Below are 20,805 nucleotides of genomic sequence, written 5' to 3' on the forward strand. Positions count from 1 at the left end.
GCTTAACGTTCGAGATATCGACGGGGCAATCTCAGGAACAGCGGGAGAGTTCGTTTCTGCTTCAAGGCTGAAACGGCGCCGACGGAGCAATCGCCCCGGAAACGCTTAGACGAAAGTACCGCTTTTCGTGGTTTAGCTCTGAAAAGCAGGACGGCAGTTCTGCGCCGATGGTGAAAGTCGTAGCCCTAGTGAGTGGGTGCGATGAAGCCCTTAGGCCAATGACAGAGCGGGGCAAATCACCCGCCGTGGGCGGGAAGTAACACCTATGACCACACCCGATACATTTTGCGTTTCCGTAATCGGCGCTGGAATTACCGGCATCACAACGGCCTATCACCTCGCCAGGCGTGGCTGCCGGGCGACAGTCTTCGGCCGCTAGCCCTTGCAGTCGAGCTTTTGGAGACGCGCATGTGAGCGATGCCTTACACGATGCCGGTGAAGTCGGACCGCAACGACGCGCGTAACATCGCGCAGCTGATGCGGCTAGCCTGATTACGGCCGGTGCACTGCAAGTTATCGACGCGCAGGAAGTGCGAGCCCTGCTGACGGCGCGCAAGCTGATGCAGAGCAAGCCGCTGGACGTTGAGAACAGCCTGCACGGAATCTTGCACGGCTTTGGTTCGCTCGGTTTCGATCTGGTCAGGATCGGACCGGAGGCTGGACCGCTATCGCAATAGCTTTATGCGGCCATGACGCCTGCGCTGCGGTGGAAACTTCCTTCACCAACGGTGGCCGGCTCTCTGCCTCGAACGCCGAGGTCTGGAAGAGCTGGTCCACGGTACTGAAGGACATCAAGTGGATGTTCACGGCGGGAGCCTTGCTTCTCGTCAATCCGACACCGTCTTGGCACAAGATGTCGTGGATGGCGCAATTCGCTACGTCCATCCGAAATACGAAGAGAACACAATCGCAACAGCACGCGAAGGGCGCGAACTCATCCCATGCGGATGGCGCAGGATGAAGAGATCACGGTCGAGTGTGAGAGAAAAGAAGAATCCTGCGCTTCCGTCACAGCAAGGCCGAGTTCGACCCGGCAGCTCGGGTTTCCGCACTGCTGGCCAGGGGTGGCCTCGAGCGCCGAGCGGTGACGCCTGAGGAGATTTGCGCGATCGAGCCGTCGCTCAGACCCATTCGCTCGCGGTTCTTGAGCGCCCGCCCGACCCGATCCACAACACGCTACCATCGCGCACCTGGCCAGGTTCGCTGTTCCAGATTGTGGACTTGGCGCAATTGTCGCACCGACAAGCTCTCGGCAGAGGTCCGAAATTTGAACGTCAGTGGCTCGACTATGCAAAACAGTAACAGGGAAGGACCAAGATGGCTCGAGCTTGCGTTTCTCCAAGGAGCGATACAGAGCGTTCTATGAAATCATCGCCGTCCAATACGATGCTGGTCAGGCGTGTCGATGTTAGAATAAAGACAATCGATGCGTAAGATTTCCGACAACCTGTGCCGGGCCGAACGCGCCAGTCTTTGTTCGTACTCACGTGCATCCCCGGCGCGCTAAAATGCATTACCAAAAGTCGCGAAGCGCTGCTTATTGACCGGGAGGTTCGCCTCCACAGTGCGGCCGAACTACGATAATATGAGTTTCGAAGACGCAAATTGCGGGACAGTAATTTTCAGGCCTTCGATCACATATAAGGCGCAGCGCCTTGCGATCAGTGCCCTCAAAATTGCTTACCTTGGCACGATACCTGCTCATATTCTCGTCAGAGCTCTTTCGCAGATCGCTTGTGTTTATCCAAGCGCCCCGTGGCGGAGCGAAGATGGGATGCGATTACTTAAATGAATGACGCTGGATCGAACTACTCCATAATTAAACTGCAAGTCACGCGGCTGAGGCCCACCGAGGAAATTGACATTGAACGAGCTAGGCTGCTGGCAAAGGCAATCAAGGAAGAGGGCAGGTGGACGGAGCCGATCTTAGTTGAACGCAGCCATTCTGTGATCATGGACGGTCACCATCGATGCTTCTGTGCGATCGGACTCTGTTTGGCCGTCGTTCCATGCGTCCTGCTTTCCTACGACGACCCCAATTTGGAAGTAACCTATTGGGCCGATGGGGCACCTGTTGATGCGGCGCGTATTATCAAGGCCGGCCTTTCAGGTGATCTGATGAAATACAAGACAACACGACACCGGCTACATGTCCCACTGCCATCTTGCTCGGTGAACCTTGATGAGTTGAGACGACAATCACTGAAACAGCTGGTGGCTCAAAACGGATTGAAATGATTGGCCCTTTGTTGCTTGAGAATTTAGTGGAGCTACATCGCCCATCGAGCGAAGTTCGCGCTGGCTGATCGGCAAATAACTGCTTGTTGGATAGTTTACTGTAAGGTGGCCGCGCTGCCGCAATGCTAGTGCCCCAAACCAGAAGGCCGCAATATAGGGTCACGGGCGTTGCGGTAGGAATACCTACCGCGGTCCTTCCGTCGAGCCTCATGGGCCGTGTGTGCACGATCGGAACCGGCGTGGGACTGTGCTTTCCCAGCTTCTGCCTGGGCATCGTGCTGATGCTGGTCTTGTTAATTCACCTCAACTGGTTCCCCTCCGGCGGCGCGGAGAGCTGGCGCAGCCTGGTTCTGCCGGCAGTCACGATGGCGCCCGCAAGCTCCGCCGTGCTTGCCCGCTACACCCGTGTCGCCGTTCGCGAAGCGCTGGACAGCCGGTATGTGTCGGCTGCGCTTACGCGCGGCATTCCGTTCTGGCGGATGTTGATCCACCACGTATTGCCCAATGCGGCGGCTCCGATCCTGACGATTCTTGGCCTCTTCATCGGCCGAACGGTAGCCGCCTTACCGTGGTCGAGACGGTCTTCTCATGGCCGGGTATACAAACCTCTTCCTCACTTCAGTCGCAAACAGGGATGTTCCAGTGGTGCAGGCAATTCTCCTGCTTGCTGGCACTGCGATGATCATCACCAACCTGGCCGTCGATCTCGGTTACACCTGGCTCGGTCCGCGTCCGAACTCCTCAGGGACATAGATGAGCATTGCCTGGGCGTATGAATGGACTTGGAACATCTTTCGTTCTTCGAAAGCCCAACGCCCGTAAGCAGCCCAAATGGGACTCCATGGTGCCGCGATATGGATTGTCGGATGTGTGTTGATTGCCGCACTGGCTCAGGTGATCTCCGCCTATCCTCCAGCATAGATCTCCTTGGATGCACGGCTTTCGCCGCCACCATTCTTCGGCGGTAGCTGGACCATTTATTGGGCATTGACGAGCTCCGTCGGGACGACCTGGCTCGGATATATTCGATCCAGATCAGCATGCTCGTTGCGGTGGGCGGGACCTTCATCAGTACCCTGCTGGGCGTTTCGTTGGGCTTCCTCGCGGCCGAGCTTGGCGGACAGATTGAAATGGATCCCGGTTTGGGGACCAGAGGCTAAATTGGAGAAGGGCCGCTCCGTTTGATAGACGGAGGGCATGATGACGAAGAAGACGAGACGGAAAATGGACGGGGCACTGAAGGCGACGATTGCGCTGGAGGCGGCGCGGGAGCAGGCGACGGTGACCGAGCTGGCTCAGCGCTGTGAGGTGCACCCGAACCAAATCTATGCGTGGAAGAAACAACTTCTGGAACAAGCGGGGCGGGCCTTTGACGCGGGTGTCGGGCGGGAGAGCGAGGAAACGCGCGAACGCGAGATCGAAAAGCTGCACGCCAAGATCGGGCAATTGACCATGCGATTCTGGCGTGGCGGCTGTCGAACACGATGGACGTCTCGTTCTGCGTGGCGGTTTTGGAGAGGCGCTGGCGAAGTACGGCACGTCGGAGATTTTCAACACCGACCCAGGGCAGCCAGTTCACCAGCACGGCCTTCACCGGCGCGCTGGCGGGCGCAGGGATCAAGATCTCGATGAATGGCCACGGCCGCTGGATGGACAACGTCTTCATCGAGCAGCTGTGGCGGTCGCTTAATCATGAGAATATCTATATCGAGGGCTATGCCGACGGCCGCGAGGCCAAAGGAGGGATCGCAAACTGGATCGCCTTCTACAACGATCGCCGCCTTCATCAGGCGCTCGGCTATCGCGCGCCGATGGCGCTCTGGCGCGAACGGATGCGCACCGGAAGGCTGTGGACATGGTAGACAACGCTGACGCGTTGACCACATGCCACAGCAACAGCAGCAGACAGAGTCTCTGGCAGAGTGATAGAAAGTGATCAGGGGCGGTCAGTTTGCAACTAACAAACCGGCTCAATTGATCCCGTCGGGTCCATTTCATGATCGACGAGAGAGTCATGGCATTTGTCGATGTGCAGGCTGCTGTGCCGTTCATGATGACCGCACTTCTTGTCATAACGATATTTGACAATTCGCTGGGACCCTTCGTCTGTCTTGTGGGCGTGCACGGCTGAGAACGCCAAGCCCGCATCGCGAGAGGCCTTGCTTTGATGGCCCGCAATCGGCTCCATGTAACGGCGGCCCGGGCCTATAACGCTTCGCGGGTTCATATCTACGCAAGGCATAGTCTCCCAGCCTGTGCACCGACCATCGTGGTCGGCACGACGCTTGGGCTCACCGAGACGGTTCTCCTGGAAAGCACCCTGAGCTTTCTGGGAATGGGGATACAACCGCCCCCGTCCAGCTTGGGCAATATAGTGGGATTCGGCAGTGACTATTTGCTGACCACCTGGTGGATCGCCCTCGCGCCAGGGTTCGTCATCGCGGACAGCGATCGCCCTCATGACAATCAGCGCGTCCCTACCCCGGACGGGACCTCGCCCAGCTTCTTTCACAGCCATCTGAGGAGACGTCATGTCGCGTCCGGACGTCGAACGCTCAACAACTCAAATGATCAGGAACATCCCTCTGTATCAGCAGAAGAGGAACTTCCATTGGGTGGTCTGCGAAGGGAACGCGAGACTCCACCCCCGCTGCCATTGTGGTGTTGTCCACAATCTCGAGCAGCGCCGGTAGATGACGCCGTACAAAGAATAGCCTTTTGCGCTCGACCGGAGTGGCGCCGCCTGAATGGTAGGCATTGATCATCAAATCGATCGGGCCTGCATCATGAACGATTCCCTTTCTCCATGCTGACGTCGCCAGCACCAACTTCTCGGCTTGAGGAAAGTAGGTGTAGCGCGCGAGAAAGAACTCGAACTCGCTCGGTTTGAACTTGGGAAAGCCGACATAACGCCGCGCCGGGCGGCCAATGACATCTGGCAAAGCGGCCAGCAACGCTAGTCGATGAAGGTCAAAGGGCAATCTGAAGATCCGGCTATATCCGAGGAATATCTCGTCGGCACCTTCGGCGGTAAGGAGAACCTTGTGAGAGTGGCTGACCGCTCGCGCAAGCAAATACATCGCCGCTTCGTTGTGCATGCCGATTGGATGACCGCGTAATGCTGTAAGGCGCTTAACGACATCCAGGCTCATTGCCCCAGGCAGCTGGACCAGGACGTGGGAGCTTGAGGGATTTCGCGACCTCGACAGCATAAGGGCTTTCGTCGTATGCATCGTTGCATACGATTTCAGTAAAGCGTGTCGGCTTTTGCGACGAGTGCCTTGGAATCGAGCCCTCCGGAAAGCGGCGCAGCGTCTGGAGTGTGCGGCAGCAAATGTTCCTCCACGGCGCTGCCAATCAAGGGTTTGAGAGAACTGCAATCATCACTCTCATTGAGGTGGACAGGATCCCACCAACGTGAATGTTCGTGCGATTGCACTGTGATTTTCAGCCAAGGTGCCAGGCTGCCGCTTTCGAATATCTGCAAACAGCGTCCTCTCGCCGAAGACGGCACGGTAGGAGACGGCTTGATAATCCAACCGGATCGAGCTTGGAGCGGACGTTTGGCCACTACGATCGAGTGCGGGATGTCCCGCAACCAGGCGGCCAAGCAGTTTGGCGGCGATCAGCACCGCCATCGGCTGGATGCAGCGTGTCGATGAGACCGGCAGCGTTGAGCCTGGCCACATGGGCGGTCACAAGAACGCGGTTTCGGGAGACCACGCTGTGTGGCTATCGCAGCGGATCAGGGACCGCGATTTCACCATCCGCGGTCTCGTTGCCGAGCTCGCCCGTCGCGGCCTGAAGGTCGATTACCACTCGGTCTGAGACTTCGTGCATGCCGAGAAGCTCAGCTTCAAAAAAGGCGTGGGCGGGTGGCGAACGCGATCGACCCAAGGTCGCGAGGCGGCGAGCGCAGTGGACAAAGTACCAAGATCGCGTCGAAACTGAGGGGCTGGTCTTCATCGACGAGGCATGTACCAGGACCGATATGGTGCCCCTGCGGGGATGGGCGCCGCGCGGACACAGACTTCAAGCGAAGGTTCCTCACGGCCGCTGGAACGCGCCACGCGGCTCAAATAGACGTCAACCCTCGCTCAAGAGGGCCGCAGAGCTACGCTTACTATTCAGAATTAAGCTGGCACTGAAATAGGCAAAGCTGTCAGCTCAAGGGCTGTACACCCTCCGCGCTTCAATTGAGACATGTGAAGGGATCTGCGCGATCGCGCCGTCACCAGAGATTGAGACGCTGCCGCCTCGCAGCAAGGATGGTGGCTCAAGCCGCATCCTTACAGCGGCGCGCGGGGACCTAATAGCCACTGACGGCCGCGCTCTCCAAGGCCCCCGAGGTCGGACTGCGTGAATAGGCCTAGCTTACCCTTCCCAGCTGAGCGGTGCGACTGCCTAATAGAGAGATAGTTTCGGCTGCTGTTTGCGTTCGCGCGGGCTCGGCTGTGAAAGCCACCATGGGTCATGACCCTCACCGGTTGAGATGCAACGTTAACCGGCACCTTCTTCGCCAACAAGGCGCTCCAGCGCGAAGATACGCCCTGGCGTAGGTTCGTTTATTCCGCAATATGGCGCACCGCGCAGGTCCAAATCGTGCTCGCCATATTAAGCAAACGCAAGAGTACTACCACTCTTAGTAGGTTCGCCGTGACGGGCTTCTCAGCTTACTAGCGGAGATGAGACCCACATCGGGAAAGACGTGGCCCGTGACGAGCCGCCCGTTATAGGGCGGCTGCGTCTGAAGATAACGTGCTTGTTCGTCGAACCAGCAGCCGAGGAGGCAACCATGGCTAACGCACTCGACCAGTCGCCCAAAATGGAACGTTTCGAAATCCTCGAGTCCAATGTTCGCCCATACTCACGTTCGTTTCCTGCCATTTTCAGCCGCGCTCGCGGCTCTATTATGCTAACCGAAGATGGCCGAAAGGTCATTGATTTCTTCTCTGGTGCCGGAGCACTGAACTACGGCCACAACAACCATCCTAGCACCGCTTTACCGCTCGCGGTAACAGGAAGACAAGGTGCAAAATGAAACGGCCCAATCCGCTTCAAATTTCGCGCTTCCTCCAAGTGTATGACACTGCCGCTAGGGGATGTCCCGGGTTCTGTTGAATTTCTGAAGAGGTCGGCGTTGCCCACCTTGAGCCGGGTGCTGATTCCACCAAGGAGAGCAACGCCATGACGAGAGATATCACACCGGCTGGTTCGCCGGCGACCGGGGCTGTGGACGAAGCGTTTGCAGAAGTGCGGGCGAGCTTCGATCGGTTCTGCCTTGCGGCAGGGATCGAGGCGCTCGGCACGATGATGGAGGCGGATGTCACGGCGGCCTGCGGGCCGCGCCACGATCGCGACGCGGCGCGGCGGGCGCACCGTTGGGGCCGAACGCGGGGACGGATCGGCTTCCACGGCGGCAAGATCGAGGTCGAGCGCCCGCGGGTCCGGGGCGTGGATGGCGGCGAGGTCACGATCCCGAGCTGGGAAACGGCGGCGCAGGAGGATTGGCTCGGTCGCTGGGCGATGAACCTGATGCTGATCAATGTGTCGACGCGCCGGTTCGGCCGCGCCGTCCGGCTGCCCGAAGGTGACGTGCCGGCACCGCCCGGATCGGGGGTTTCGAAGTCGGCGGCCTCGCGGAGGTTCGTAGCGCTGTCGGCGGCGCGGCTGGCTGACTTCACGGCTGCCGATCTGTCCGCGCTCGACCTTCTGGTGGTCCAAATCGACCGGCTGCATCTCGGCGACGATCTCGTGCTGGTCGCCGCGATCGGAGTTGACGGCGAAGGCAACAAGCATCCGCTGGCGCTGGTGGAAGGGGCGACCGAGAATGCCGCAACGGTTCAGGCCCTGCTGGACAACCTGGTCTCGCGCGGGCTCGACCCGACGATGCCAAGACTGTTCATCGCCGACGGCGCGAAAGCGTTGTCGAAGGCGATCCGCCGCACCTTCGGTTCGGCCGCTGCGATCCAGCGCTGCCAGATCCACAAGGCGCGCAACATCATGGAACGCCTGCCGAAAGAGCATCATGCGCCCACCCGTCGGGTGCTGCGCCAGGCGTGGGAGCTCGATGACGCCGACAAGGCTGAAAAATTGATCCGCAATCTCGCGCGTCGCCTCGACCAGCAATGGCCCGGCGTCGCGGCCAGCATCCTCGAAGGCCTCGACGAAATCCTGACTGTCGTCCGGTTGAAGCTGCCGAAGGAGCTTCGTCGATCGCTCGCCTGTACCAACATCGCCGAGAACATGATGGGCACCATTCGCCGCGTCACGCGCAACGTCAAACGCTGGCGGGATGCCGGTATGGCCTTGCGATGGGTCGCGGCCGGTATGATCGAGGCCAACAAGGGCTTTCGACGATTGAAGGCGCATAAGCAATTGTCGGTTCTGCGTGCAGCCCTTCAAGCTCACCACGATCGCATGACGATCAAGCCCGTTGCCCACGTCTCGAGGGCCGCGTAACATTCATCCCGGCAACGTCGGCCCGACGTAGTTCAACACCGATCGGGACATCCCCCTCTGCCGCTATTCAGAAAGGCGTCAAGCTTTCGATAGGGTTCGATTTTGATGAGTACGTCTCGATAACGAGCGGCATCCCGACAAAGGGGCGGACATACCCAAATTTTCGCCCCGATCGGTCCCCCATGTTAGACCCGGCGACGGTTATTGGGTCGTAGGCGCTAACGAGAATAAGGCGGTCGTTCTCGTCGAAGCTGCGAGACTATATGACCTATCGAACAGCAATCTTGCCGAACATCTTGAGAACTTGAAATTTTTCTACGCTCAGCCAAGCAAGCATGCACATCCCGGTGATCGTTGTATTTGCAAAGCCCCAATTGCGCGGCAGATCACTGGAAAGGTTGCCTATCACGGCGATCTTTGGGTGCGCAAAGATTTTAGGGGACAGGGTATGGTCAATATCACGGCCGGAATCATGCGGGGCGTTTCTTTTGCGATGTGGGCTCCCGATTTTACCTGCTATCTTGCCGCGCGGTGGTCCGTCGAGAAGCGCGTCTACGACGCATCCCAATGTGAACCGGGTGGTTCAATACTACGTCTGGTGGCAGAGGGAATTGTGGACGACGATTGGCTTTTTTGGAAAACCGGCGAGGATTTAATGAGGTCGGTCAATGCTCAGGCAGAAACGCGGTGACACTGCCGCCGCGACAATCACTGGACGCTCTTTTCGCTGACCGGATCGCGCAAAACGCCGCTTATCGCAAGTGGAACGCTGCGACATGATCGGTTGGATGCAGGCCGCGAGTGGAATAGTAAACGAGATAGTAGGGTTTATCGTTCAACGAGAACGAAATTCGTTAGTGCCCAGGCTCCTGCTGCGCTAAATAATCAATGCCCCGCAGCCGCGCCTCTGGCGCAATGCCGCGAAGGGCGCGGTAGTGGTCGCCCTTATGAGCAAGGCAACTCAACCGGTCTCACCGTAACCACTTTGGTGAGTGGTCGCGCTGGTCTCGATCCGATGAGCTGCGGCGAGGTAAGAAGGAGAGAGGGATGTGATCCATCCCGCAGCACGGTTGGCTACGAGGCGACCCGCCATCGCCGAGCGATTGCGAGACGGCTGCCGCCCGAGCTTCGAAATGTCCACAGCAAGTTTCGCAAGTTCTGTTGGCATGCCGACCAACCTACCCGCAACGTTTGTGGCGAGAGATCTTCAAGGTGCTCTCTGGCTCAGAGGAGGCGCGCAAGAGGTGGACCCGGCAGGCCAAGCATGGTTCTGAGGAGAGCTTGGCACTATAGTCTTGCTTCGGCCTGAGAACTTGCACGGATCAAGAAAGGGCAACGGTCAGTCTTCGTGTTGGAAAGCTTCAGCCGATTCCACGGCGTCGCGCCGCAGGATGTGTAGAGTCTTCCGATGCATTAATTTGACTGTCGTTGCGATTTAAATGCGCGAGGTGCGTTAAAACAATTGGGCACAGCAAGCTTCATACTACGGCTCAATTGCGGCTTTCAGGCGATCACCTGAGCACACTGCTACTTCATATCTTGCGAACTGCACTCTCGCGACCAGCGTCCCCCGGGGCAAGTCAACTCCTCTCTTTCGATAGTCGTCCTGAACAAAGGCGCATGCCATTACTCCTACCAAGCGCCGCTGAATCAGAGATGCCTGCTCAGAATGCAACACCAGAGGTATTTTCTTTTCAATGCTTCCGACGCTTGTGAGCCATCCCGAGAATTCAGGCGACCTGCCTTTGCTCAACTACGGTCCCGGTTGTTGTGAGTGTTCACACTTCGCGCAATGAAAGGGCATTCACTGCGGAAAAGCGCTCGCTCATTGCGTCGACTGCAAAGCAGATTGAAAAATGCGCTGACGTCAAAAATGGATCGGATCGAGTTGGCCCGATTTGCAATGCGCAGCTCAGTTTGGAGGGAGAGTTACCTATGAATGCACGTGTCCAGCGAAGTCGATTACCGGCGGCTATCGCGTCCAGACTTGTGGTACCGCTTGTCGCAGCGCCGATGTTCTTCGTGTCGGGGATGGAGCTTGTGACCACTGTCTGCCGGTCTGGTGCGATCGGCGCCTTCCCCACTGTGAATGCTCGATCGGTTGAGGAGCTCGATAACTGGCTAACTCGAATCGACCATGATCAGGCTCAGCTAGACCGGCCAGCAGCCCCCCATTGTCCAAACTTGATCATACGACACCCGCGAATAAAGGATGATCTTGCCTGTCTCATTCGTCACAAGGTGGAAATTGTCATAACCAGCATGGGATCGCCCAGATTGGTGACCGACGCCTTGCACGAAATCGGCTGTTTGGTGCTCGCCGCCGTTCCGTCGCTCCGCCATGCTGAAAAGGCGATCCGGGCCGGTGCTGACGGCTTGGTTTTGCTTACCGCAGGAGCCGGAGGCCATACCGGCTGGGCGAATCCGTTTGCGTTCGTGAGGGCCGTTCGTGCCGCGTTCGACGGTCCTATTATCCTTGCGGGTGGCATAAGCGATGGAATTGCCCTTGCGGCAGCACGTTTGCTTGGCTGTGATCTCGGGTACATGGGGACTCGCTTCATCGCAACACGTGAGAGTATGGCAAGCCCTTCCTACCGCGAAATGTTAGTCGCCAGTACGCTGGACGACGTGGTCTTGACCAAAGCCTTTACGGGATTAGAAGTTAGTATGCTAAGGCCGTCGATCGTAGCCGCAGGTCTTGACCCTTCTAAACTCGACGAAACCATCTCCCAGCCACGTGCCGCGCAGATATATGGCGGGAACGATTCGAGCGAAGGGCCACGGCGCTGGGTTGATATCTGGAGTGCAGGTCACTCCGTTTCAGGGGTGAGCTCGATCGTTAGCGCGGCTGAACTGATACGAGAGATCGCCGAACAGTACAACGAGGCTGTACTAGATGCGATTCCGCAAATGCGATAGATAATGCGGCCTCTCTACTTCGGTCATCATGCTGTGGAGCGAGCCGTGCGCGTTGCCATTCGATAGATTAGGTAGTCGTCCGTTAAGAAGCCGAATTGAGCGGGACTGGAGATGCAAGCGTATGCGATAGCTGGATCATGAACAGGCACAAGAGTTCTCTGAGCCAGGCGAGGATACGGCGGAATTTGTAGCCGACAGCTGAGTGCACGACGTTGGCGGCGTCGCCGGCGCGGCCTTTGAGGTAGCAGAGGCCAAGGTGACCTTCGGCCTCAGGTGTCCGATGATGGGCTCGATGGCGGAGCGGCGCCGCAGCTCGCGCTTGATGGCGACGAACACGCCGCGCTTATGGCCCGAAATGAAGACGCGACGGGGGATTTTGCGTGGCCGCGATATCCCTTGTCGATGTAGGCCCGCTCGATCGCACAGCCGGTGAGCGCCTCGGTGCGGTCGATGACGTCCCGCAGGGTATGACCGTCGTAGGGATTATCGGGCAGCGACCTGGCGTGCAGCAGGAGCAGGCCACTGGGAGCCCGGCGGTTGTTGGTGACGATGGAGGCTTTGACGCGAACTCGTAAAGGTGCGGCGGCCTTGCCCTTGCCAATGCATTCCACCTCCGGAGCATGGAAGGAATAGAGCTTCCGGCCGCCCTGTCGCTGCTGCTGCGAGCGGATCTGCACGGCCCGGCCAAGCGGGACGGCGAACGCCTCCTCCGGTGCCGGCTCGCCCTCGATCCTGCGGCGGATGTCGCGGATGATCAGGCCGAGCCGGCTGCGCAGAATGCGCAACTGCCGCTGATACCACCGCGAAGGCTGTAGACATGGTGGACAACGCTGACGCGTTGACCACATGACCACATGACCACATGCCCACAGCAACAGCAGCAGACAGAGTCTCTAGCAGCATGATAGAAAGTGATCAGGAGCGGTCAGTTTCCAACTAACAAACCGGCTCAAGTGGTCCCGCTCCGCGGGTCCATTTTACGGATCGTATCGGTGGCGACCTGCGTGTAGCGCGCCGTCGACGACGGATTATTGTGCCCGAGCAGAACCTGGCCGATCCGGATGTCGATTCCGTTCTCCAGAAGATGCGTCGCGAAGCTGTGGCACAGCGTGTGCAGCGTGACGCGCTTGGTCAGGCCCGCAGCCTTGACCGCCGAGCGGCAGGCGACATGCAACTCGGTCGGATCAATCGGGTGACCTTCGTCACGCCCAGGGAACAGATAAAGCCGCGGCCGGGCGAGCCGCCAGTAGGTGCGCAGGATGCCGAGCAGTTGGGACGACAGCATCACGTTGCGATCCTTCGCGCCCTTGCCGTGGCGCACCTGGATGACACCGCGGGTGCTGTCGATGTCTTCGATCCGCTGTCCCGCGACCTCGGAGGCCCTGGGGCCGGCCGCATAGGCGGTGGTGAGCGCGGCGCGGCTCTTCAGGCTCCACACCGCCTCGAGGAACTGCACCACTTCGTCGGCGCTGAGAACGACCGGCAGCTTGCGGGGCTCTCGCGCATAGGGAATGCGCTCCGGGATGAGCGCCTCGCCGAGCGTGACGCCGTAGAAAAACCGTAGCGCACAGACGATGATCTGGTTCAGCGCCGGCCATGAGATGCCGGTCGAGACCAGATGCACCTGGAAGGCCCGGACGTCTTCCAGCTCCAACCGCTCCGGCGATCGGCCGAAATAGCGGCTGAACTTCGAAACCGCGCTGATGTAGGATCGCTGCGTCGCCGGCGACAGATTGCGGAGTGTCATGTCCTCGATCATGCGGCGGCGAAGAGGGCTCAAATGCTCAAATCGGTCATCTCAATACTCTTGTCTGAGGGGGATGGGCTCCAACACCCATATCCTCTCAATCAGGAGGCGATCTACGCCACCTTACCCCTCACGCCGCGGCAGCGGCTTCGTTCAATCCACAAACGGAAATTGCAAGGTTTGGGGGCCTCAAGCCCCCAATCCCTACAATCTCAAATGCCACCGCAACCGAAAACTGAATCCTGCTCAATCGCTTAGAGCCTTGTTCACGGACGACTCCTTTCCGAAGAGCCACTGGTCCAACTGGGGGGCGATCGTTGGATCGAGCAAGCTGCGCTTTGCCATCCAGTCCTCGTTGAAAATCGTGCTCAGATATTTCTCGCCCCCATCGGCGACCAGTGTTACGACAGAACCGGTGAGCTTGCCTGCGGCGATGAATTCCAGAGCTTTGTAGATAGCTCCGCCGGAAGACCCACCGACTAAAAGTCCTTTGCGCCTAGCGATGTAACGCGCGGTCTCGAAAGCTTGAGTATCGGTCACCTGTACGCCCTCATCGATGCATCCATAGTCCAGGACTTTGCCGACCGCGTCACCCGCGGGCATGCCAGTGCCGGACTGGTAATAGGCATGCGCGGGTTTTCCGAAAATGATGGATCCAGCCGGCTCCACACCGATCGTGCGCACCGTCTCTTTGTAGCGCTTGAGCCGTTGCGCAATACCGCTCATTGACCCGCCGGTCCCAACGCATCCGACAAACGCGTCGATGCCGTTGGGAAGTTGAGAGATCAGCTCATCAACGAGAGCGGCGTAGCCTTCCGGATTTGCGGGATTGTCAGATTGGTTCATGAACAGTGCGCCGCTAAGATCTGCGGCGAGCTGTGCCGCTAGGCGCTGCCTCTCGACAACGGCGACTTCGTTTTCAGCAAACTCGCCTTCGACATAGCGGATTTCGGCGCCGAGGGCCTGCATCATCCGGACTTTGTCGGGTGCCGCATGGTGGTCGACCACGGCGATGAAGCGCAGGCCAAAGTCCAACGCGGACAGAGCCAAGCCTATACCGGTATTACCAGAAGAAGATTCAACAATGGTGCCGCCTGGAGCGAGGCGCCCATCCTTCAGTGCAGCCACAACCATGCTTCGCGCCATGCGGTCCTTCATCGAGCCGCCGGGATTGTTTTTTTCGATTTTTAGCATCAAACGGGTGTCCCGGTTGGGAATATCAATCGACATTACCGGCGTCTGCCCGATCATCTGCGTTACGGTCTGGTGCAGCATAGCGTGCCTCTCCTCCTGCTTTGTAATGAGTGGAACGACCCTTGTGCTGCTCTCCACGCCACAGCGGGCGGGCCGGGGCCAGTGGTGGAATTTTGTTTCGAGGTGACCCAACTGCCGCCGCGATAGGCTGGTTCTAGTCAGTAGCTTGCTCGGCGCGGATGCGCTGCACCGCATATTCCATCGTGCCCTTCACGCATTGCACGGAGGAGGAGATGCCGAGGATGCCGCGGATGGACGGCATAGCGACGCTGCGGCGCGGGCGGAAATCCGTAATCTGCTGCTGAGAACGCCCTCATCCAAGCAGGCACCGCCGGTCGCGCCGGCAATGTAGGCTCGCTGAGATTTGGGTGCCTGGAATGCCTTGCCAACACAAGGGTCAAAAGGAACACAATGATCACACTTCTCCTCCCAAACCGATCTTGCGTTCAAGAATGTTTTGAGTGCCGCTTGGGCCGAAGTGAGTCGCGCCCGTATCCCGAAACCCCGACTTCAGGTAAACAGCTCTAGCTGTCTCATTGCGTACATTGACGCCAAGCATGAGACTGTTAACAGATGGACGGTTTGTAGCGACCCATCGAGCGGCAAGTTTGATCGCTGCCCTACCATATCCATTGCCCTGGCATGCTCGGTCCACGCAAAGGCTGTGCAAAGTCATCGCGTTTGGGAGGGCCCATTCAGGCAACGCTGCCCCTTCTCGGAGAACAAAAAAGCCGACGATCTCATCGCTGGCGACGATTGAGAAGGCGTGCGCAAGGCCAGCCCATGAGTTATTTTGAAGTTCGGAGAAGACCAACTCCAGTGAGTCCACAAAGTCTTCTTGCTCTGGCTCTATCTTTAGATGGGCCACCACCGCGTAATCAAAACGAGACAAGCTTTTCAGCGCCGCGCGCATACTAAGTCTCCGTATCAGCCGCCGTTTTGCCCTTTGGCGAAAAGGGAGAGAATGATATCTCGCTCGAGACATGATTATCGTTGTAGCTCGTTGGGTTCTGACGGCAGGCTCTCAAAACTCGTGCCAATTGACGCAGTCCAATGAATGTCCATTTATAGTATGAATTTCAAAGGCTTACATCATGGCGGGAAGAGGCGAGGCGCTGAGAGCATATGTCGCGGACTCGACAAACCTAACAGACAATTGTCTGCCATTTCCACGATGCGGTACCCCTCGTGCCTCGCTGGGTGAGAGCTTGTCGCCCACTCTCGGGTTCAATTCCGACGCGCCAGGTCTAGTTCTGCCCGTGCCGTCAACATTCAGTCATGCAGCGGGCTTGGCATTAGTGTGATCTCCCAACTGTGACTACTCAACTTATCAGGCTACCGTTCAGGCGCTCCCGTTTCACGACCAGAAAGCTGGCATTGTGCGAACCTCACCGGGCCAGCAAAGCTTGCCACCTTTAGGACAAGCAGTCGCGCATCTTCGCGGTGCTCGCGTCAAGCGCTCAATAGCCTCGTCGCAGATCAACCAAATTCTTCAGCGGCAGTCCTTTAAGGTAGCGTTCGATGTTGTCTGCAACAATTTCAAACGCTCGCTCCACATAGTCTGTGACGATTCCTGAAATATGTGGCGTTACAATCACGTTTGCCATGCCCCACAGCGGGCTATCCTGCGGCAGCGGCTCGCGCTCGAACACGTCGAGCATCGCGCCTGCGAGTGTGCCCGCCTGTAGGGCGCCAATCAATTCGCACTCCACGACGACGCTGCCCCGGGCGATGTTGATCAAGAATGCATCACGTCGCATACATGCGATCTCGTCGGCACCGATAAGACCGGCTGTCTCCGGCGTAGCTGGCACGGACAGAACCACGAAATCGCAGAGCGGCAGTAAACCCTTCAGCTCATCGGAGCCGAACAACCGGTCGATACCTTCGACCGAGACTGAAATATCCCGCTTCGCACCCAAAACAGTCATCCCCGCGCTCTTCGCGCGCCGAGCGATCGTCGTCCCGATCGAACCCAACCCGACAACGCCAAGCGTTTTGTCGGCCAGTGGCGTTACCGATCGAAAGTTCCATTTGCGGTCCGCCTGCTCGCTCAGAAGTTTGCGAAAATCCCAATTCAGCATCGTCACGCCGCCCATGACGTAATCCGCAATTAAGCCGCCATGCATCCCACGAGCATTGGTCACGATTATGTCGTCCGCTCTGTCACGGATCGGTAACATGGAATCAACACCCGCGCTAAGGGATTGGAACCAACGCAGTTTCGTTGCCCGGTCGAACAATTCGACTGGGAATTGATAAGCAAGCAACGCGTGCGCCTCACCTATGTATCGCTCTAGCCGATCAGAATCCGGCGCCACAATGACTCGAACTTGCGGAAAACGTTCACCCAACACTCGCGCATAAGCTTCGGCCTCAGGGTGGTTGATGACAATGGTGAAGGGGGGGCTTTCAATCGTCATGTTACCTTCATGGCTATGCGTTGGCGGATGTCTCGACACCAATTCTTGTTCGGCCAAGACACCCTCCTGGTAAATCGGAGCGAAGATCTGCACAAACCGATGCATAGGGCCGAAGGTATGTGCGCCTTCGTGGGCTCGGCGAAGCGCCTGGGACTCGCGTCAGCAAATGCCGTTCCAGACCCGCGGAATTTAGCGAAATTAAAATTGGAAATTCTTTGATGGGGCGCCGCCACTGTCCGAAATTCTGCGTCCTTGCATTGATTCCACAGAATTTGCTCACACTTCGGCCTTGCCGCGGGATTGTCAGCAGTACAAGCCCCTGAAATATTTCCCTATGCTGGGTCAACGCGGAGCATCGTTCAGCCTAACGACACATCATGATGATCGCCTTTCGGACGGTGGATGGGAGGGAATGGAGTGGCGGATGATGATCCTGTCGGGCTTCCTTCACAAGGCGCAGCACGCGTCGGCGTTCGATTAAAACGAGCGCGCCGACGGACGAGCGCAAGCCGTCGGGGAAGCTCGTCACGAAATCGGCGAGACGCAGACAAACTTCCTGCCCCTCGATTGGTCTTCGATTGCTTGCAGCTTCGGCCGATGCCCCTCAGTCAGGCCGGGAAGGTCGTCAAACACTAGTATCTGCAGCGAGCAGCTAGGACCCGCGCCGATTCCAATGGGTAGGATTGTTAATGACTCGGTTGCCCGCGCCGCGCTTTCCAAGACCAACGAGAAACAACCTGATTCCTGCAGGCGAAAGACGTCCTCGAGCAGGCGCAAGACATCATCCGCCCTGCGGCCCTGCACCTTGACCCGCTATGGCGTTGACGCTTTGCGGGGCGAGGCCGAGATGGCCCATCACTGGGATCTCGCAATCGACCTGGAAACGCACCATTTCGATCCGCTTGCGCCCTGCCTTGAGCTTCACGGCAGCCGCGCCCCGCTGCAGAACTGGCATGACGGATCGTGTCCTCAATGCCGAGGTGAAAGCTGAGAAAGCGCATATCGGCGACGAGCAACGCGCGCGGCTTGGTACGAGCGACCGCTTCCACGTGGTGGTTCATCACCGCCATACTGATTGGCAACGTATTATCGAAACCGAGGGCAGACATTGCCGACGCTGTCGGACGACGAGAATCATCTCGACCACCGGATCAGCGATGTGAGCCGTCGTCGCGTCATAAGTGGTCGTCATCAAGCAGAGGGCCTTCCGCTTTCCAACGCGTCAGCAGGAATGGTCACCTGAGTGGCCGGCTATTCGGATATGTGATTCGGATATGTGACTCATCGCACGCATCCTGACATCCGGATTCTAGTTTAGTCTGCACTGGCGGTGCGAAGCGGCATGGGTTCGGCCTCGCCCGCATCTCCTACTATCGCTTAAGTGATAGCGCCCGGCTCCGTCGCGATTCACCGAACAGGTCGACACATCGACGATCCGGTCGTCGGGGTTAAAGACGAGGGCCTTCGACTTCAGGTGTTCAAACCGCAGAGGATGATCTGGCGTATAGCTGATGTGCGTCCAATCGCACCATTAACGACAAAATAGCGCGAGCCGGGTTGGTAGCAAGGCGAAATCACCGCCGACATCTTCGCGTTCCTCACCTGCGAACCGATCGCCGAGGTGGTACGCATCCATCCAAAACCGCGAGCGAAGAGGCCGGGATCAAACCTGGTGGCACGTCTTGGCTTGCTGACCGCCCGACGTTGCTGCTGGCTTTCAAGCCATCGTCCGCCTCGTTCGCAATAAGCTTCATAGACCTCGGTTCCCCGTTAGCCGCCACTTGGTAGAAGTAGAGCGCGCAACGAGAACGGCTCCGCGGCCGGGACGGAGCGTCAGCCCTCCAGCTAATCCAACTTCAGCACCTCGTCGGAACTGTGTTCGATCAGTATTGGAGGGGCAAGCGCTTGCGCTGCGGCGATTAGTCAGCGCCATTGGCAAGCGGCGAAGAAATACCGCGGCGGCGGCAGGCGGCCTCGATCGTATTCCTGAGCAGGCACGCGATGGTCATCGGACCCACTCCGCCCGGAACTGGTGTCAGCGCGCCGGCGACGCTGCGCGCCCCCTCGAAATCCACATCGCCGACCAATTGCTGCTTGCCGTCGCGTTCAATGCGATTGATGCCGACGTCGATGACGATTGCACCGGGTTTGATCCAATCGCCACGAATGAACCCTGCCCGTCCGGCCGCGGCAACCAGAATGTCCGCACCACAACAGACCAAAGGAAGATCCTTGGTCCTGGAGTGCGCTATGGTAACCGTACAGTTTTCTCGTAACAGGAGTTGTGCCAGCGGCTTCCCGACTATGTTTGAACGGCCGACGACGACTGCGGAAAGCCCGGCAAGATCCTTACGGACGCCCTTGATCAAAAGCATACATCCGAGTGGCGTGCAGGCGACCAAAGCGGGTGCGCCGAGCGACAGGTTGCCGACATTGATAGGATGGAAACCGTCCACGTCCTTTGCCGGATCGATGGCGGCAGTCACTTTCTGGGCATCAATGTGAGGGGGTAGCGGCAGTTGAACGAGAATGCCGTCAACGTCTTCGGCCGCGTTCAGGCGCTTGATCAACGCCAGGAGATCACTTTCACTGGTTGAGGCGGGCAGCTCGTGATGGAACGATCGCAAGCCCGCTTCGACCGACCTGCGCACCTTGTTGCGAACGTAAACCGAGCTTGCAGGATCATCGCCAACGAGCACAACGGCAAGACCAGGCGTCGCCCCCCGTTCCACGAGAGTTTCGACGGCACTGCACAACTCGTCGTGAAGCTGCCTCGCAGCGTTAACGCCGTTGATCAGCACTGCGCTCACCTCCCGTTTGCCCGTATCGTGATGCTCATCGAAAGACCACCGTGCGATCGCCGTTCAACAGGACCCGGTTCTCGGCGTGAAACTTGACGGCTCGCGTCAATACTGCGGCCTCCACATCTCGTCCGACCCCCGAGAGTTCCTCGGGCGTGAGGGAATGATCAACGCGTAAGACGTCTTGCTCGATGATCGGCCCCTCATCCAGGTCCGCGGTGACATAGTGGGCTGTCGCGCCGATCAACTTGACACCCCTTAACTGGGCTTGATGATACGGACGCGCTCCCTTGAAGCTTGGCAGGAACGAGTGATGGATATTGATGACCCGTCCGGACATCTTCTGACAGAGCCCATCCGACAAAATCTGCATGTATCGGGCCAAGACAATCAAATCGATGCGTTCCTGCTCGACCCGCTCCATTAGCTTTGCTTCCTGGACGAGCTTTGTGTCGGCAGTGATCGGCAGATGATGGAAAGGAATGTCGTAGGACGCGGCGAGGCGATAGAAGTCCTTATGATTTGAAACGATCAACGGAATTTCGAGATCGAGCATTCCCGTGGAATATTTAAACAGAAGGTCGTTTAGGCAGTGTCCGGCGCGGGAGACCATAATCATGACCCGTGGCTTCGAACTGGAATCATGCAATTGCCACGTCATGTCAAATGACTTTCCGACTTCGGAAAACTCCGACTGCAAGCGTGAGATTGCGATTTTATCCAGCGCGTCGAATGAAATGCGCATGAACAGTTTGCCGACGCTGCGATCGGAGAATTGAGCGCTGTCTCGGATATTGCATCCATGGATCGTGAGGAAGCCAGAGACAGCGTGAACAATGCCGATCCGATCCGGACAGGAGAATGTCAAGACAAAGTCGGGCCGATTGATTTGTTCCTTCAATCCCGGGACAGGCGAACTCTGTGCAAAGGGGCTGGTGGATATGATGCTAATTTTAGACAT

17 protein-coding genes, 5 pseudogenes and 1 riboswitch are annotated in these 20,805 nt (G+C 58.1%); of the genes and pseudogenes, 11 read left to right on the plus strand and 11 right to left on the minus strand.

The window, feature by feature from the left end:
- The first annotated feature begins 31 nt into the window (after positions 1-31).
- Positions 32-131: riboswitch (glycine riboswitch) on the plus strand.
- Between the two features lie 134 nt (positions 132-265).
- Positions 266-379, plus strand: coding sequence for an FAD-dependent oxidoreductase (locus ACFQX9_RS17290; RefSeq protein WP_377789743.1), 114 nt, complete (start codon positions 266-268; stop codon positions 377-379).
- Positions 380-422: 43 nt separating this feature from the next.
- Here ACFQX9_RS17290 and ACFQX9_RS17295 read toward each other — a convergent pair whose 3' ends face one another.
- Positions 423-611 carry a hypothetical protein gene (locus tag ACFQX9_RS17295; protein WP_377789745.1) on the minus strand — a complete coding sequence of 63 codons (189 nt, stop codon included), beginning with the start codon at positions 609-611 and terminating at the stop codon, positions 423-425.
- A 1,177-nt stretch (positions 612-1,788) separates the two neighbouring features.
- Here ACFQX9_RS17295 and ACFQX9_RS17300 point away from each other — a divergent pair.
- From ACFQX9_RS17300 to ACFQX9_RS17320, 5 genes and pseudogenes are all read left to right on the plus strand, one after another.
- Positions 1,789-2,238, plus strand: coding sequence for a ParB N-terminal domain-containing protein (locus ACFQX9_RS17300; protein ID WP_231189105.1), 450 nt, complete (start codon positions 1,789-1,791; stop codon positions 2,236-2,238).
- A 122-nt stretch (positions 2,239-2,360) separates the two neighbouring features.
- Positions 2,361-2,786 (plus strand): annotated as a pseudogene (locus ACFQX9_RS17305) (ABC transporter permease subunit); the annotation flags it as partial.
- Positions 2,787-3,438: 652 nt separating this feature from the next.
- Positions 3,439-3,606, plus strand: a pseudogene (locus ACFQX9_RS17310) (transposase); the annotation flags it as partial.
- Positions 3,607-3,722: 116 nt separating this feature from the next.
- Positions 3,723-4,100: an integrase core domain-containing protein gene (locus tag ACFQX9_RS17315; protein ID WP_377789747.1), complete on the plus strand. Its 378-nt coding sequence runs from the start codon at positions 3,723-3,725 to the stop codon at positions 4,098-4,100.
- A gap of 305 nt (positions 4,101-4,405) precedes the next feature.
- A pseudogene (locus tag ACFQX9_RS17320) lies at positions 4,406-4,615 on the plus strand (ABC transporter permease subunit); the annotation flags it as partial.
- Positions 4,616-4,793: 178 nt separating this feature from the next.
- Here ACFQX9_RS17320 and ACFQX9_RS17325 read toward each other — a convergent pair.
- Together ACFQX9_RS17325 and ACFQX9_RS17330 are read right to left on the minus strand one after the other, a co-directional pair.
- Positions 4,794-5,471 carry an asparagine synthase-related protein gene (locus tag ACFQX9_RS17325; RefSeq protein WP_377789749.1) on the minus strand — a complete coding sequence of 226 codons (678 nt, stop codon included), beginning with the start codon at positions 5,469-5,471 and terminating at the stop codon, positions 4,794-4,796.
- A 14-nt stretch (positions 5,472-5,485) separates the two neighbouring features.
- Positions 5,486-5,725, minus strand: a complete 240-nt coding sequence (locus tag ACFQX9_RS17330; protein WP_377789751.1) for a hypothetical protein — start codon at positions 5,723-5,725, stop codon at positions 5,486-5,488.
- Positions 5,726-5,853: 128 nt separating this feature from the next.
- Here ACFQX9_RS17330 and ACFQX9_RS17335 point away from each other — a divergent pair, with 128 nt between their 5' ends.
- The 5 genes from ACFQX9_RS17335 (at position 5,854) to ACFQX9_RS17355 (ending at position 11,619) form a co-directional block, all read left to right on the plus strand.
- Entirely contained in the window at positions 5,854-6,066 is a 213-nt protein-coding gene (locus tag ACFQX9_RS17335; RefSeq protein ID WP_377789753.1) for a hypothetical protein, read from the plus strand.
- 967 nt (positions 6,067-7,033) lie between these two features.
- Positions 7,034-7,279 carry a hypothetical protein gene (locus tag ACFQX9_RS17340; RefSeq protein ID WP_377789755.1) on the plus strand — a complete coding sequence of 82 codons (246 nt, stop codon included), beginning with the start codon at positions 7,034-7,036 and terminating at the stop codon, positions 7,277-7,279.
- Positions 7,280-7,425: 146 nt separating this feature from the next.
- Positions 7,426-8,700 carry an IS256 family transposase gene (locus ACFQX9_RS17345; RefSeq protein WP_377789757.1) on the plus strand — a complete coding sequence of 425 codons (1,275 nt, stop codon included), beginning with the start codon at positions 7,426-7,428 and terminating at the stop codon, positions 8,698-8,700.
- Between the two features lie 304 nt (positions 8,701-9,004).
- Positions 9,005-9,391: a hypothetical protein gene (locus tag ACFQX9_RS17350; RefSeq protein ID WP_377789759.1), complete on the plus strand. Its 387-nt coding sequence runs from the start codon at positions 9,005-9,007 to the stop codon at positions 9,389-9,391.
- Between the two features lie 1,244 nt (positions 9,392-10,635).
- On the plus strand, positions 10,636-11,619 hold the full coding sequence (locus tag ACFQX9_RS17355) for an NAD(P)H-dependent flavin oxidoreductase (protein WP_377789761.1): 984 nt from the start codon (positions 10,636-10,638) through the stop codon (positions 11,617-11,619).
- An 82-nt stretch (positions 11,620-11,701) separates the two neighbouring features.
- Here ACFQX9_RS17355 and ACFQX9_RS17360 read toward each other — a convergent pair.
- The 8 genes and pseudogenes from ACFQX9_RS17360 to purU all read right to left on the minus strand — a co-directional run.
- A pseudogene (locus tag ACFQX9_RS17360) lies at positions 11,702-12,422 on the minus strand (IS5/IS1182 family transposase); the annotation flags it as partial.
- A 146-nt stretch (positions 12,423-12,568) separates the two neighbouring features.
- Complete coding sequence (locus ACFQX9_RS17365; protein WP_377789790.1) at positions 12,569-13,378, minus strand: site-specific integrase; 810 nt, start codon at positions 13,376-13,378, stop codon at positions 12,569-12,571.
- 234 nt (positions 13,379-13,612) lie between these two features.
- Complete coding sequence (locus ACFQX9_RS17370; protein ID WP_377789763.1) at positions 13,613-14,641, minus strand: cysteine synthase family protein; 1,029 nt, start codon at positions 14,639-14,641, stop codon at positions 13,613-13,615.
- A gap of 394 nt (positions 14,642-15,035) precedes the next feature.
- Complete coding sequence (locus ACFQX9_RS17375; protein WP_377789765.1) at positions 15,036-15,533, minus strand: GNAT family N-acetyltransferase; 498 nt, start codon at positions 15,531-15,533, stop codon at positions 15,036-15,038.
- A gap of 547 nt (positions 15,534-16,080) precedes the next feature.
- On the minus strand, positions 16,081-17,100 hold the full coding sequence (locus ACFQX9_RS17380) for a D-2-hydroxyacid dehydrogenase (protein ID WP_377789767.1): 1,020 nt from the start codon (positions 17,098-17,100) through the stop codon (positions 16,081-16,083).
- Between the two features lie 531 nt (positions 17,101-17,631).
- Positions 17,632-18,272 (minus strand): annotated as a pseudogene (locus ACFQX9_RS17385) (3-methyl-2-oxobutanoate hydroxymethyltransferase); the annotation flags it as partial.
- Between the two features lie 690 nt (positions 18,273-18,962).
- The gene (gene folD, locus ACFQX9_RS17390; RefSeq protein ID WP_377789769.1) at positions 18,963-19,853 is read right to left on the minus strand and encodes a bifunctional methylenetetrahydrofolate dehydrogenase/methenyltetrahydrofolate cyclohydrolase FolD; all 891 of its coding nucleotides are present in this window, start codon (positions 19,851-19,853) and stop codon (positions 18,963-18,965) included.
- 25 nt (positions 19,854-19,878) lie between these two features.
- Positions 19,879-20,733 carry a formyltetrahydrofolate deformylase gene (purU, locus tag ACFQX9_RS17395; protein ID WP_377789792.1) on the minus strand — a complete coding sequence of 285 codons (855 nt, stop codon included), beginning with the start codon at positions 20,731-20,733 and terminating at the stop codon, positions 19,879-19,881.
- Between the last annotated feature and the right edge of the window lie 72 nt (positions 20,734-20,805).

This window comes from Bradyrhizobium sp. GCM10028915, from assembly GCF_042666195.1.
Classification (GTDB): Bacteria; Pseudomonadota; Alphaproteobacteria; order Rhizobiales; family Xanthobacteraceae; genus Bradyrhizobium; species Bradyrhizobium canariense_D.

Coding starts and splice junctions, on each gene's coding strand:
- ACFQX9_RS17355 (WP_377789761.1), top strand. CDS start 10,636: ATGAATGCACGTGTCCAGCGAAGTCGATTACCGGCGGCTATCGCGTCC.
- ACFQX9_RS17300 (WP_231189105.1), top strand. CDS start 1,789: ATGAATGACGCTGGATCGAACTACTCCATAATTAAACTGCAAGTCACG.
- ACFQX9_RS17345 (WP_377789757.1), top strand. CDS start 7,426: ATGACGAGAGATATCACACCGGCTGGTTCGCCGGCGACCGGGGCTGTG.
- ACFQX9_RS17290 (WP_377789743.1), top strand. CDS start 266: ATGACCACACCCGATACATTTTGCGTTTCCGTAATCGGCGCTGGAATT.
- ACFQX9_RS17370 (WP_377789763.1), bottom strand. CDS start 14,641: ATGCTGCACCAGACCGTAACGCAGATGATCGGGCAGACGCCGGTAATG.
- ACFQX9_RS17365 (WP_377789790.1), bottom strand. CDS start 13,378: ATGATCGAGGACATGACACTCCGCAATCTGTCGCCGGCGACGCAGCGA.
- ACFQX9_RS17325 (WP_377789749.1), bottom strand. CDS start 5,471: ATGCATACGACGAAAGCCCTTATGCTGTCGAGGTCGCGAAATCCCTCA.
- ACFQX9_RS17315 (WP_377789747.1), top strand. CDS start 3,723: ATGGACGTCTCGTTCTGCGTGGCGGTTTTGGAGAGGCGCTGGCGAAGT.
- ACFQX9_RS17340 (WP_377789755.1), top strand. CDS start 7,034: ATGGCTAACGCACTCGACCAGTCGCCCAAAATGGAACGTTTCGAAATC.
- ACFQX9_RS17375 (WP_377789765.1), bottom strand. CDS start 15,533: ATGCGCGCGGCGCTGAAAAGCTTGTCTCGTTTTGATTACGCGGTGGTG.